This is a genomic window from Kangiella japonica (assembly GCF_039523535.1).
GTDB classification, from domain to species: Bacteria; Pseudomonadota; Gammaproteobacteria; order Enterobacterales; family Kangiellaceae; genus Kangiella; species Kangiella japonica.
On sequence record NZ_BAAAFM010000003.1, the window covers coordinates 129,829 to 143,894 of the forward strand.

At 42.7% G+C, this 14,066-nt stretch carries 10 protein-coding genes; 2 read left to right on the forward strand and 8 right to left on the reverse strand.

The genetic code is table 11. The annotated features are described in order from the left end of the window. Nucleotides 1–51 precede the first annotated feature (51 nt). Together ABD128_RS04045 and ABD128_RS04050 are read right to left on the reverse strand one after the other, a co-directional pair. On the reverse strand, nt 52–2,043 hold the full coding sequence (locus ABD128_RS04045; protein WP_343986919.1) for a TonB family protein: 1,992 nt from the start codon (nt 2,041–2,043) through the stop codon (nt 52–54). Next, nucleotides 2,036–2,458, reverse strand: coding sequence for a BlaI/MecI/CopY family transcriptional regulator (locus ABD128_RS04050; RefSeq protein ID WP_343986922.1), 423 nt, complete (start codon nt 2,456–2,458; stop codon nt 2,036–2,038). The genes ABD128_RS04045 and ABD128_RS04050 overlap by 8 nt, the downstream gene beginning before the upstream one ends. 256 nt (nt 2,459–2,714) lie before the next feature. Here ABD128_RS04050 and ABD128_RS04055 point away from each other — a divergent pair, with 256 nt between their 5' ends. Continuing rightward, the gene (locus ABD128_RS04055; protein WP_343986925.1) at nt 2,715–4,025 is read left to right on the forward strand and encodes a dicarboxylate/amino acid:cation symporter; all 1,311 of its coding nucleotides are present in this window, start codon (nt 2,715–2,717) and stop codon (nt 4,023–4,025) included. A gap of 84 nt (nt 4,026–4,109) precedes the next feature. On the opposite strand, the gene ABD128_RS04060 is transcribed toward ABD128_RS04055, so the two are convergent. From ABD128_RS04060 to fadR, 5 genes are all read right to left on the reverse strand, one after another. Further along, on the reverse strand, nt 4,110–6,041 hold the full coding sequence (locus tag ABD128_RS04060) for a S9 family peptidase (RefSeq protein WP_343986928.1): 1,932 nt from the start codon (nt 6,039–6,041) through the stop codon (nt 4,110–4,112). A 6-nt stretch (nt 6,042–6,047) separates the two neighbouring features. Further along, nucleotides 6,048–6,704: a thiopurine S-methyltransferase gene (gene tmpT / locus ABD128_RS04065; protein WP_343986931.1), complete on the reverse strand. Its 657-nt coding sequence runs from the start codon at nt 6,702–6,704 to the stop codon at nt 6,048–6,050. A gap of 16 nt (nt 6,705–6,720) precedes the next feature. After that, nucleotides 6,721–7,815 carry a protease SohB gene (gene sohB, locus ABD128_RS04070; protein WP_343986933.1) on the reverse strand — a complete coding sequence of 365 codons (1,095 nt, stop codon included), beginning with the start codon at nt 7,813–7,815 and terminating at the stop codon, nt 6,721–6,723. 197 nt (nt 7,816–8,012) lie between these two features. After that, on the reverse strand, nt 8,013–10,169 hold the full coding sequence (locus tag ABD128_RS04075; protein ID WP_343986936.1) for a hypothetical protein: 2,157 nt from the start codon (nt 10,167–10,169) through the stop codon (nt 8,013–8,015). A gap of 171 nt (nt 10,170–10,340) precedes the next feature. Next, nucleotides 10,341–11,060: a fatty acid metabolism transcriptional regulator FadR gene (gene fadR, locus ABD128_RS04080; protein WP_343986938.1), complete on the reverse strand. Its 720-nt coding sequence runs from the start codon at nt 11,058–11,060 to the stop codon at nt 10,341–10,343. Between the two features lie 449 nt (nt 11,061–11,509). Between fadR and ABD128_RS04085 the strand changes: the two genes are divergently transcribed. After that, nucleotides 11,510–11,716, forward strand: a complete 207-nt coding sequence (locus tag ABD128_RS04085; protein WP_343986941.1) for a hypothetical protein — start codon at nt 11,510–11,512, stop codon at nt 11,714–11,716. A 27-nt stretch (nt 11,717–11,743) separates the two neighbouring features. Here ABD128_RS04085 and ABD128_RS04090 read toward each other — a convergent pair whose 3' ends face one another. After that, the gene (locus tag ABD128_RS04090; RefSeq protein WP_343986944.1) at nt 11,744–13,882 is read right to left on the reverse strand and encodes a winged helix-turn-helix domain-containing protein; all 2,139 of its coding nucleotides are present in this window, start codon (nt 13,880–13,882) and stop codon (nt 11,744–11,746) included. Nucleotides 13,883–14,066: the final 184 nt, after the last annotated feature.

Here is a 14,066-nt window from a genome sequence, read left to right on the forward strand (position 1 = left end):
TCTTTGTATAAGAAAGCCCGCAATAAAGCGGGCTTTTTTGTGGAGCGATCTTTATCCTGAGATATCTTCTGAGTCTAGGGCAAACTTCATTTTGTATTTCATGTTCGTTTTGCCATAGTCTTTTTCATCAAACTTCCACTTTTTAACCGCTTCTATTGCATCCTTATTGAATAAGCCGTTATCACTCGATTCTACCACACGAATGTTGGTCGCCTTACCTTGGTCATTAATATCAAATGTTAGGTCAACATACCCTTCGATACCTTGCTCTAATGCAGCTTTAGGGTATACCGCAGCAGGTTGGTCTAAAATGCTCAATGATGGTGCTTTCGGGCTTTTGCTTGGCTTAGCAGGCAAAACTGGTTTCGGTGGCTTTGGTGGTTGAGGAATAGCTTTTACCTTTTCATCAAAGTAAGCTTTTTCATCAGAGGACATCTCTCTTTCTTTGCCGTTCTCTTTTATTCGATAGTCACCATCCGTTTTGAGGTAAACTTTTCCCCCGTTATCAACCAGTTTGATAACGTGACTGCTATGTCCTTCGCTATTTTTTACTAGATTTTCGTCTATAGTTAGAATTCGACGGTCGTCACTAACCGCCGTGCCATACTTTTTATTTAAGCGCATTTTCCTAATTTCTACTTTAGCTTTTTCTAACCCTTCCTTAGCTTTTTCGATATCGACTTTGATATTCATCTTGTTGCCATCGAATTGCTTGCGAGCTTGCTCTAAACTTTTACGGGCATGCTTTAATTGCTCCTCGCTAAGCGCACCTTCTTTAAATTCCAGTTCGATTTCACGCTCAGCTTCAGCAATCGCTTCGTGCGCATGCTCCATTTCTTTGTGCGCTAACTCAATCTCTTCAGTATGGAATTCAAGCTCTTTCTGAGCGCTTTCGATTTCCTTCTCTATCATGATCAACTCTTGCTCAGAAAGCTCGACTTCCTTCATGGTTGCTTCATGCTTACGCTCAAAAGCAGCACGCTCGGTAGCCGTCATCTCACGACGCTCACCATTTTTTTCAATATAGTATTTATCGTTTTCTTGAATATAAGTTACACCATCCTCATCAACCAGCTCGAGCATAACTTCTTCATTCTTGATAACTGTTTTGTCGTGAACCTCTTTGTTAGCAGCATATACCGCGCAACAACTGAGCACGAGACCCGCGCCTAATGTTAACGCAGCCTTACCTTTGCGATTAATGGGTTTAGTAATATTCATAATACGTTCCTCAAGTTGGTTAAAAACCTTCCAAGAGCAAAGCAGACTTACAGAGTGAGTGGCAGAAACTGTTGAAAGCAGAGCATGACCATAGTCTTTAGTTCTTGATTGACTCGTTTTATTGAGCACCAGATAATCACAGAACAACTCCTGATCATGGCGGAAATTTTTTCGAGCAATGTAGATAAGCGGGTTAAACCATCCAATACAGACTAAGATATCCCACAACAAATTTAACCACAGATGTTTTTGCTTAATGTGCTGCTCTTCATGCTCAATAATAAGCTGCATCTGTTGCACGGAAAGCTGTTTAGCAACGTGGATTGGAAAATATATTTTGGGCTTTATAAACCCGTAGACAGCAGGCGACATCTCTTTGCTATCAACAGCAACCACCTGGTATCGACGCGCTTCAAACAACTCCGCGCCAGCGAGCTCTGACAAAGGTCGCTCGATTTTCTTTAGATCTTTGCGTAATTCGATATGCTGAATAATCAGTCTTAGCAGTAATAAAGTCGTGCCCGTTAGCCACAAAGCCCCGAGCCACCAGTAATTTTGTAGCGTTTCTACCGGCTTGATAATCATGGCACTCACCGCCTCGCCGATATAACTCGAGTCCACGCTCGAGAAATCCAGTGAAGCGATGACTTTCGCTAAAACAAACCCCACTGGGATCGCTAGCCATAACAAATAAGAATTGTAACTTTTTGTGGTTTTTCGGATAAAAAATCGAACTAACAGAACAGTTAAAACAATAACACTGAGATCCAGGTTAAAGTTCCAGAAAGTATTCAGCCAGCCATCAAACTGTAAATCAATCATCCTTCAACTCCTTTGCTGGCCTTCCGTCTTTAGAACTTTTCGTAGACTCATCGCTATCAGAGTCGTTTAACAAGCTTTTTAAATAATCTAATTCGTCAGTTGATAATTGTTTATTTTCAACAAATGTCGCCAACAATTCTTTCATGTTGCCTTTAAAAACTTTTTCTAAAAACCCTTCACTTTCATCAGCTAGGAACTCATCACGCTCTATGGCGGGAGAGTACAAATAACGACGGCCGTCTTTTTGAAAGGATACAACGCCCTTTTTCACCAAACGATTAAGAAAGGTTTTAACGGTTTTCTCGCTCCAATCTTGCGATTGTAGCTTTTCAACCACTTCTAAACTTGATAATGGAGATTCCTGCCACAGAACGTCCATCACACTTTTTTCTGCTTCACTCACTCTGATTGTCATACTCGACTCATATCAGTTAAATAAATCATCATTGATTACAAATGTAATCTCGAGTTTTAGATTACACCTGTAATCTTATTGCGTCAAGATTAAATTTCATTCATTTTATTATGATTGGAAAACTTCCTTTGAGTAATACATAGGTACAATCATTACTTTATACTGAGTGAGACATAGCCTAAAACCCTGACTTAAATTTGCAGTTTTTGGCACAATGACTTAGAGTTCACTACTTCTTAAACAATAGATTAAAACAATGAATTTAAGCGTCAAAATCCTAATTTTTATGCTTGTGGGTGCCGTAGTGGGGGTCCTTTTCTTGCAGTTTGGTGGCTATCAATGTGCTAGCGACCTTTCAAAGGCAGAGTGTCAGACGATACAACAAGGTAGCTGGGCCTATACTTATTTCGTAGAAGGCCTTTTCAATGTTGGTGGTAGCCTCTTCATAAATGCCTTGAAAATGCTAATGGTTCCACTAGTTCTTGTTTCATTAGTTTGTGGCGTTTGTTCCTTAGCAGATCCTTCAAAGCTCGGACGCTTAAGCCTAAAATCTATTGGCCTTTATTTGCTAACCACTGCGATAGCGTTAACACTAGCGCTAACGCTAGCTTCAATTTTCCAGCCAGGAATCGGCATGCCGGTAGGCGACGCCACGTTTGATGCAAGTAGTAAACCACCTCTTACAGATGTTCTGATTAATATTGTTCCGACCAACCCGTTCGAAGCAATGGTTAAAGCCAATATGCTGCAAATCATTGTTTTTGCAATATTAATTGGTCTAGCAATTACCTTATCAGGGGAGCAAGGCAAGCGCATCGGTAACTGGTTCGAAGATGCGAATAAAGTGGTGATGGCGTTGGTTAACATCGTCATGAAGTTCGCGCCATACGGTGTTTTCTTCTTAATCGCAAAAACCTTTGCCACTTTCCCCTTCTCCGATCTTTTGGGTGGCTTGGGAAGTTATTTCATATTAGTCATCGTAGGCTTGATACTTCACGCACTGATCACCTACAGCGCTTTAATTGCGATATTTGCTCGTTTAAATCCTATCAATTTCTTTAAAGGCATGTGGCCGGCGATGGTGACAGCTTTTGGTACTTCAAGCAGTAACGCGACATTACCAGTGACCATGCGCTGTGCTGAAAGTAACTTAGGCGTCCACAAAAACACCTTCTCCTTTACGCTACCACTGGGCGCTACTATCAACATGGATGGCACGGCGATCATGCAAGGTATCGCGACGCTATTTATCGCACAAGCATACGGCGTAGATTTAAGCATGGCCCAGTTGTTAACCGTTGTATTGACCGCGACCCTGGCCTCAATTGGAACGGCTGGCGTGCCAAGCGTTGGCTTAATTCTTTTGGCGGGTGTTCTAACACAGGTTAACTTACCAGTTGAAGCGATTGGTATGATTTTAGGTATTGACCGTTTATTAGATATGACGCGAACCGCGGTTAATATAACCGGTGATGCTGCTGTCACCACAATCGTCGCTAAATCTGAAGGTGAAATCGATATCGAAACCTTCAACGATACCAGTAACAGAAGTAACTTCGACGATTAATAAACAAGTTTTTCTAAGACTCAACTAAAAAAGACACTCATCATCGAGTGTCTTTTTTTCTAAAATTCCTGCAAAGCTATTAGCCTAGTTCAATAAATACTTCTTATAAAACTCAAGCTCCGCTTCAAAAGCTCTAATAATCGTATCAGGCTTTCTAAAGCCATGCCCTTCACCTTCAAAAATAATGTATTCGTACGGTAACCCTTTGCTTTTAAGAGCTTCAACCATGGCCTCTGCTTGATTGGGTGGCACTACCTTATCGTCAAGTCCTTGCAGGATTAGAATTGGGCAAGATAACTGCTCAGTATGATTAACTGGTGAGCGCTGTTGGTAAATTTCAGCTTGTTCAGGATAAGGGCCTACAACGCTGTCTAAGTAGCGGATTTCGAATTTATGGCTATCTTGTGATAAAGACACCAGATCTGCGACTCCATAGCGGCTCATGCCGGCTTTAAATACATTATGGAAGGTTAGGGCACACAAAGTGGTGTAACCGCCCGCAGAGCCGCCTCTAATCGCCATACGCTCGCCATCAACGAGCCCTTCGGCAGCAAGATAGTTGCCCATAGCAATGCAGTCGTCCACATCAACCAGCCCCCACTGTCCTTTTAGCTTGTCGCGATAGGCTCGGCCGTAACCGGTGCTGCCACGATAATTCACGTCTGCGACGGCAAAGCCACGACTTGTCCAAAACTGAACTTTTGAGTCTAAACCACTATCGGCCATGGCCGTTGGGCCACCATGACTCATCACGATTAATGGCGGGCGCTCATTTTCAGGGCCAGTAAATTGACTATTCGCTGGCGAGTAAAAGAAACCATGGGCAATATCACCACCCGTCGTCGGGAAGCTGACATGTTGTCCTACTGAAATGTCCTTATCGTTGGTATTGTCATCCAGCTCAGAAAGAACCTGTTTACTGGTCACCTCGAACTCACTGTTTAGGGTCAACTTAACCACTGACTCAGGCTGAGTCGGGCTAGCGGCTAGGCAGTAAATGTGGGTTTCATTTTGAGCCTTACCGTGAGCCGAAGTGACCACCATCTGTCCGCTAAAAGCAGTCCAGTCGTCGCAAAGCATTTCAATAGTGCCGTGCTGTCGATTAATGATATATAGCGCCTGTGTGCCCTTCTTGGTGCCAATGGCTATCAAGGTATTCGCATCTAGCTCCTGCCATGTGCGGCAGCCAAAAACCCACTGCGGCAAAGCGAACTCGATGTCTTGAATTTCGTGTAACGGCTTAACACTGTTAAGCGCATACAAGTGCCACCAACCGTCGTAGTCTGCGGCGTACACTAACTCGTTGTTATGCGTCCAATCTGGCTGATACGCCGACACTTCAGACTTCTGCACAACCGCTTTGGCATTTTTAATATCGCCATCGGTAATATCCGCAGTCCAAACCTCGGTTTCGTCCCACGGCATATTGGGGTGAATCCAGCATAACCAGCTCAAGCGCTGTCCATTTGGGCTAATGCGCGGGTTAGAGTAAAAATCATAACCTTCAGCGACGATTTCGATGTTTTGACTTCCATCTAGCGGCACCTTAACCAACTCATTAATGACTTCGTTTTGCTCATGTCGCTCACGCACACACACCGTAAACTCAGAGTTTGGATCGATACAACCATCGTTATAACGCCAGCTTCTTTTAGCCGGAGGCTTTGGTGTTAACGCTACAACCTCTAGAGTCGTTAAATCTTGGCGATATAAACGCTGTTCTTCATCATCCACAAATAACAAATACTGCTCATTCAGCCAGAAATCACCACCGCCATATTCATGCACACGAGTTCTAACATTGTACGGTTTAGGCGTGATGTCTTCGCGCTTACCGTCTGCGTAACGCACGATTACGCCTCTGCCCTGCTCCTCAGGTCGCCCTTCAAGCCAATACAGGGCATTACTGGTCGCTTGAATTTGCCCCAGTCGCGTCGACTTGCTGGCCAATTGCTCGGCACTAATAGGCGAGTCCCATAGGCCATAAGGTTTCACACTTTTACTTTGTTCAGACATACACCATCACACTGTTTTTAAATGAATTTCATATAAGACTTCATCCAGCCTGCTTAGCTCAAGCTCGCGCCATCTAGGGTGAGACTGGATTATGCTAGCTCGAGCCAATTGCTTGATATGAGTATTAGGGAATAGCTGTGCTATTTCAGTCTTATCGATATAAAAAGGAGGTCCTGACATTTGCTCAACATTATAGTCCATGGTGACCAGCAGCAAACGTCCTTGCGGCGCTAAAAAGCTCAAGAGATGCTTGGCATATTCACTTCTCATCTCTGGCGGTAAGGCGACCAGGGCCGCACGGTCAAAGATAGCTTGAAACTGGCCAATATCGTCTTGATGAATGTTAAAAAAGTCAGACAGCCAAACTTCTATGTTAGTGGCTTGATATCTAGCTTTATTGTCGAAAGAAGTAATTTCGGGCGTTAACTGGCTATCTTCGAAGAATGACTCAACAGCGCGCGGATTAAACTCAACGCCTACAGCCTTGATGCCATTATTTGCGAGAAAGTTTAAATCCTGAGTTTTGCCACACAAGGGCAATAATACTCGCTTTTTATCGGCAAAGTATCCGCTGAAGTACTCTGTCAGGAAGTGGTGTGGTTTTGTTAAATGAAACGGCTGGGTAGGTTTTACCCAGCAATTATTCCAAAACTCAAAGTCCACGGAGTGCCCTCCAATTTTACTTAAACAGATCTTGTTTTGAAGAGCGGTGAATCAAACGAGTGAGTAGTTTCTCAGCACCGCGGCTCAGGCTAACGGACAAGCGTTCACTAATTGGTTTTTTTATGCTGAATTTAACCGCATAGACATCTTTGTCTTTAAGCGCCTTCATAATCCAGTCATCACTGGTACCAAGTTCATCGACCAGGCCAAGTTCCTTGGCCTTAGTTCCATACCAATGCTCGCCCGTAGCGACTTTATCCAAATCTAAATCAGGTCGATTTTGATTGATAAACGACTTAAACAACTGGTGGGTATCTTCTAAGTCTTCTTTAAACTTATCACGCCCATGCGAGGTGTTTTCACCAAACATCGTCAAAGTACGCTTATAATCGCCGGCTGTGTGCTGCTCATAGTCAACATTAGCTTTTTTCAATAAACGGTGGAAGTTTGGTAACTCAGCGACCACACCAATCGAGCCGATAACCGCAAACGGCGCGGCTGTGATAGTATCTGCTACGCAAGCCATCATATAACCACCGCTGGCTGCAACTTCGTCTACTACGATGGTTAACTTATAACCGGCATCACGAATTCGCTGTAGTTGCGAAGCAGCTAAGCCGTAGGAATGTACCATGCCACCAGGGCTTTTAAGGCGAACCATAACCTCGTCACCTTTATTCGCCGCGTCGAGAATTGTGGTAATTTCTTCTCGCATGGACTCCACTTCGCTGGCTTCGATATCACCATCAAAATCAATCACATAGACTCTAGGTTTTGCATCCTGATCGTCGCTTGCTTCTTCACTGTCGTTTTTATCTGTTTTCTTTAGAGCTTTAAGCTTTTGTTTTTCTTCTTTATCTTTAGCTTTCTCCTGCTCTTTTTCTTGCTTCAATGCATGCTTATACTCGTGTTTTGACAACACTTCATTTTTTATCGCTTGGCTTCGATCTTTGATCGTTTCACCAAGATTGGTTACTCTAATATCCCCTCTAGGGACAGCCTGTTGCCTGTGACTGGCATTGATAATCATCGCCAGCACAACAATAATGCCGATAACAATGGTTGCGGTCTTTAATAAAAATAAACCGTATTCAGCAAAAAACTCTAACATAATGCCCTTATCTCAATAACCAACAAAGTTGAATGACTCGACTGGTTGACGTGTGAACGATGATTCTACTGCAAATCACTGCAAATTGGATCACTATTTCACCTTGTCCTCGAAACAAGTCAGTTCCCCCATAAAAAAAGCCCTCACAAGCGAGGGCTTTCATCCTAATGGATTGTTAATTACTGTACAAATCTTGCTTATTCTTCAATTAGCGTAGGGTCAGTAATTTCAATCAAAGTACCACCAGAGCCAATAAACTTAGCGATAGCGTTCTGAATCAAGGTTGTTTGATCCATAAACTGGGTTGAGCTATCTGGGCCAGCTGGAGTCAACGGAGTCGCGTGCGTACCGATTGAAACTTTAATCGAACCACGAGCAGCGTTAGTCGTTTCTGTTACTACCGGCAAACCATACAAGGCCGCATGTGGCGTGTTACCGGCTAATGGCGCACCATCAACTTGGTTGGTAACAACTGTGTCACCTTGGATTTGAATGCCTAACGTTGGCTTGTTTTGAGCAACCGCCATTTTTGCGTAATTTACAGGATCTGCTGAGTCAACAACTGTTTGCGCCGCAAACATGAACGGAGCTAGCACTTCAGTCGCAAACGCAGGATCACTTTCTGGGATACCTGTAGACGCTGATAAGCCAGCGCGAATCACAGGGCCAAAGGTTGGCGAACCATTCAACAGCTGTGCGATGCTACCAGAAGTTGTCGCTAGAACACCTTGCTGAACATTAGCTGATAACGCCAAGTAATCAGAACCAACGATACCGCCTAACGAATGGCCCATAAAACTAATTTTATCGCCATCAAAATCAGGAATAGTATCGCCATCGACGTCCATATTTGGAATTTCATTTTCTAGCGCTAACAAATCTAAAACACCCTGGCGCACGTTATCACGCGATACCAGAAGGTTTTGCAAGTTGATAAAATGAGCACCCGAGCTATCTGCAATGCCATCTGGGCCTGGAGCTGAAGTGTCATTATCAACATAGTCTACGCCGAAAGTACGCTCACGAGCCGCACCAGCACTATAACCTGCAAAGATACCAATTTGACCACCACTTGCTTGTTGCAAGCCTAAGTGAACTTGGTTATCAGCCGCGATACCGTGTAATGGTAGGTCCATTGATACAACCGCTGTACAAGCACTCGCCATAGTGTCTGCAATTCCTAGCATAGCTGTACGATCGCTCGTAATACCATGCTGGAAAATCATCACTGGGTAAGGTTTTGGACACTGCGGATTTTTAGGCAGCGACACTAACAATGGAACTGTCTCGTCACCCGATTTTTGAGGTAATGGGTTTGCATAAGTGATATTACCACCCGCAAACGGGTTAGCCATCATGCCACCCTGGCCGTCAGGAACCATATCAGCACCAACCCACTGCTTATCAAGCGGTGCCGTTGGGCTTTCCATAGATGGTGCAGTTAAAATGTAAGGAAGCGAAAACTCACCCTTATAAAGATTGGCAGCACCGATACCTGTAAATGGTGTGGTGTCTGTCATTAACGTTGAGAAGCTTGATGCACCCGCGGTACTAAACGGTGAGTTACCGTCGACATAAAAACCCTGAGAAGCAACGATAGAATCAGCAACTGATTGAACTGTAAATTGATAAGCTAATACAACATCATCTCGAGCAACACCCGCGCCTTCAGCCGCACCAAGCATTGCGTTAACTAGCTGACGAACTGGCTCTAATGCAGAAGTAGCCGAACCTTCAGGGATTGGATCTGGTGATTTTGCAATGGCAAATTGAGTATCAGCGATAACGCTATTGCCGTTAACATCTGTAACCCCATTGGTCACAACAACCATATAACTTGCTTGTGCATCGAATGGTACTAGCGGCACGATACCAATAGCGGCTGAGCCATTTGGCACGGCTACAAATTCACTACCAGCGGCTAATTCAGCCTCAACGCCAGTCACAGGACCGGTTGGGCCAGGAATACCTGGAGCAACTTCACCACGAGCTGTCGACACTTTAAAAACTCGTACCGTCTGACCTGGTAGAATAGTGCTTGCATCAATAGCTCCGCGGAATTCAATATTGAATGGTGCGTGCGTTGACCAGCCATCAAGGCCGCTAATCGCGTTTTGCGGATCTGACATGTCAGTCGGATCAGCTGATGGGATATTAAGAGTTAGATCTGCTGAGCCGCTGAATAGCAAGTCATTTGGAACTGGTATTTCACCATCCCCAGGAGCATATACTGGAGCAATAAATTTAGTACTACCATCACCCGAACCTGGTATCTTTGGCTCCGCTGGCCCATCACTACACGCAGTCAGCACAAGGCTGCTGATCAGCGCGACTCCGTAAAAAGATTTTTTCATCTCTAACTCCCGTTCTCGTGAAACGTTTTAATTACGGTTTTTTAACCGATAGTTATGTTTATATAAAAAAAATTAACCTAATCCTACTCTTTTCAACACCCCATTGGCAAGTGGACTTACCAGATAGAACTGTCTTTACAAAGGCTTATAATCAAATAGTAGTCTTTTGTTTTACCCAATCTCACTAAAAGATGTCATTTCACCTTTAGCTTTTTGCCATAACTCTCCGCTTTCGTGACCATAATCCCAAAGGATTTTCAGCACGCGCTCACCATCTTTTTCTTTAATAGCATCTTCTAATTGACGGTAATAATTATGAGCTAAGCGACGAGTTTGTTCCCATCCAAAGTAAAATCGTCCAATTTTGTAATAAACGGACTCGAATCCATTTAATAACAATGTATAAATTGGATTTCCTGATGCACGTGTTGCCGAATGGTGAAAATGCCAATCGAAGTCAATGTAGGCTTCGGCGGTATTAGGAACTTTTTCAAGCTCTGACAACACCTCAAGCAACATCTCAGGCTCGTTCTTCACCGCATCACGCATAAAGATGCTTAGAATCGACGTTCTAGCACGTAGCAAGTTATCAGCTAAAGTCATCGAGCCCGCATCATCTAATGTCACTAGCGTATCTAGCACATTTAAGGTTGCTGAGTGCCAGATATCATTTACCTTAGTAGGCTTGCCATGCTGAATCGTCAACCAACCATCTCTGGCCAGACGTTGCAACACTTCGCGCAAGGTCGTTCTGGTGACACCGATAATCTCGGCCAGCTCGCGTTCAGCTGGTAAAATAGTTCCAGCTGGAAACTTGCCATTCCAGATAGACTCAACGATATATTGCTCAGCGAATGCCGCTGGTGTTAATGCTTTAGCTGTAGAAGCCATCAGCTATCCCCGCTTAATTTCATAATGTATGTCAAATAACTGGTAAGAGGTCAACTCTGACCTCGGTTTTAGCATATAGTGTTAATCATTTCCAGTCGCAGTGATTAGTTGCAACCCTTTAATAAGAGCTGGTCATTGTTTATATATAGCTTGTGACGCTATCAATATAAAAATCAATCGAAGTAAAATACCCTAAAACCCCTTAAAGATAAACCCTGCTTAATAAGCCAGTTTGGATAACTAAGCTTTTCAAAAATAGTATAATGACGAGTATTTAGAAGCCCTATAGATCACTCACTTTTACTCTCCTTAACTAATAATTAACTATTCATTAACTAAAGGAATAGCCAGCAATGGTGGGGCATAATAGAATATTTCCCGTTAACCCATATACTGCAGTTTTAAAACAACTTGATATTAAAACAACTTAAAAATAGCTGGAGATCTTTATGAAGTATGTTAAAGCACTAATCATTTCATTTTTCTTTGTAGCAGCGATGATAGCAATCCAAAGCAATGATCAGGTGATAAATCCAACTCACATTAAAGCTGATGGACCAGGTACTGGTAACGATGGTGAAGATACTTCTGACCGCCCTTGGTACTGTCGAGTCTTCCAAGTAGGCTGTGGGGATTCTAAAGAAAATTTTAGGTAACCATTCCCTACTAAGGCTTTGAACATATCAAGGCCTTAGTAGTATGAGTGACGAGTGCGCCTGATTATTTCTCTGGTAAAGAACCCTTCGGGCATCATGAGAAATGGATAATAGCCAAGGCGAGCCAAAATATTGCTGAACAAAAGTAGGCTTTTTATTATCAAAGTCGTAGCGATAAATTTCCATTTTGGGAAATTTATCGGAAAGATAGTATAAACTACCCTGCCTAAGGTACACGCTATTAAAACTAAAAATATCAATGTTCTCAATGATCATGCGCTCCTCATCAGAACTGTACGGCTTGTACCAAAGTCCATTTGAGTGATACTTTAAATATATAATGCCCTCTCCATCTGGAGATGGAATTGCAGAGTAACCACCGTGTATGGTTAAGGCCTTTGGGATGCTTTCATACTCTCCAAGTTCTAACTTATATACCTGCCAGTCACCATCTCGATTTGATGAAAAAAGAACAGCCTCCTTACTTGCCCAAGACTCCCCCTCTATCACCTCACCACTTTCTGCTTTATATAAAACTCGAGGGGCACTCGAGTTAAGTGATAACATTTTAAGCATGTTATTATGAATAAATAACAACTGTTCATCGTTAGGTGACCAACGTATCCTTTGTATTTCAAAATTATTAGTGAAATTGGTCAGTTGTTTTTCCGAGCCATCAATATCCTTGACCCAGACCTGAGCTTCACCGCTTCTTCTAGAGATAAAAGCAATTTTGTTTGAAGTGTTAGCGTATTCCGCATAGTTATCAATAGAGCTTGAGGAGACCACTGTATAAGGCTCATCTTCTACGGTCGACTCACCGCCTAGTGGTTCACTGACAATTTCAACAACTTTTCGTGCCGAGACCACCGCTAACTCAGTTTCCAAAGGCGAGTGAATTGGAAAGTTAATGTCGTCCACGCTTTTTAAGATATTTTTCTCGATGCCTAAATTCAGATGGTAGGCATCCACTTCTTTTGAGTTTCTACTGTAAATAACCGACTCGCTATCACTTGACCAATCAAAAAAGCGGTTCCACCCCACTAAGTTTCGAACATTTTTCGTATCATGAGTCGTTAAATCAAGTATCTCTATACTGCTATCACGCCAGTTTTTGTCTTTTAAGATCGCGAGTTTGCTATTATCAGGCGAAACCTTAAAGCCTAAAGCTCCTCTCGTCTCTCCCTGGCTATAGTTAGTCAGTTGCTTTACCTTTCCTGTTTGGATAGTGAGTTTGAAAATTTGTATAGGAGAAACTTTATTTTCGGCCTGACTAAAATAAAGAAACTTTCCCCCTTTGCCCCACTCTAAATCGTTTTGTTGCAACACCCCCACGCAATCAGTTATATACTCACCCTGCGCTTTGTCGGCAGTAACATTTTGCGGGGCTGATACAGCCTCAATCACACAGCTCTGGTTGTCATAACGTATATAGCCAAGCTGCAGGCCGTCAGAAGACCAAGCAGGGCTTAGTTCATCAGTCGGAAAATTGGTAAGCTGCCGCACGCGCCCGTCAACTAAAGACTCTATGTAAAGATTCCAATCATCCTTACTGTTTTCTTTATATGAGAACGCAATGTACTTTCCATCTGGTGAAAATGCAGGGTCCTTTATTTGTCCTTCCATCGTCACTAGCGGAACGGACTTATTAAAAGTATCAATTGAATAATAAAAATATAACTTTCCGACTGAGTAAGCTAAGGCTATCAGTAATGCTGTAATCAAAAGCTCTTTGATGAAAAAACGAGAAAACCGATTCCTGACAAATTGCTTGCTACCAGCTGCTTTTAATGGAGCATGATAGGGAGCATCAGTCTCCCCAGCACTTAATTTATCAATGTTTGTGGTATCATTTTCAGAGGTGGTTTGTGGTTGGCCATGAAGGTCAATGGCACTAACACTAGTGACTAGCTGATAACCTTTCTTTCGAATCGTTTTAATATATTCAACAGAGCTATCTACAGCTAATGTTTGTCTTAATTTATTGATAATTCTATAGACTGCATGGTCGCCGACTATACGTCCGTTCCATATAGCTTCAATCAATTCATCTCTACTTACTACTTTGTCAGGGTTCTGACAAAAGTAAGTTAGCACGTCCATTGCAAGAGGTTCTATATAGTGTTCATCATCATCTAGTTGTAACTTGTTATTGTCCGGAAACACTACCCAGTTCCCGACTTTATATACTTTCCGCATAGTTTAATAGAGTCTCGAATTAGAAACACAACCCCTAACTCAATGAAATATAAATTATGATTATTTGAATTATTGAATTTCAATAATCAAAAAGAAATTAAGTTAAAGTTAAATAATAATAACATCCCCATACAATGAGGCTATGGCGATT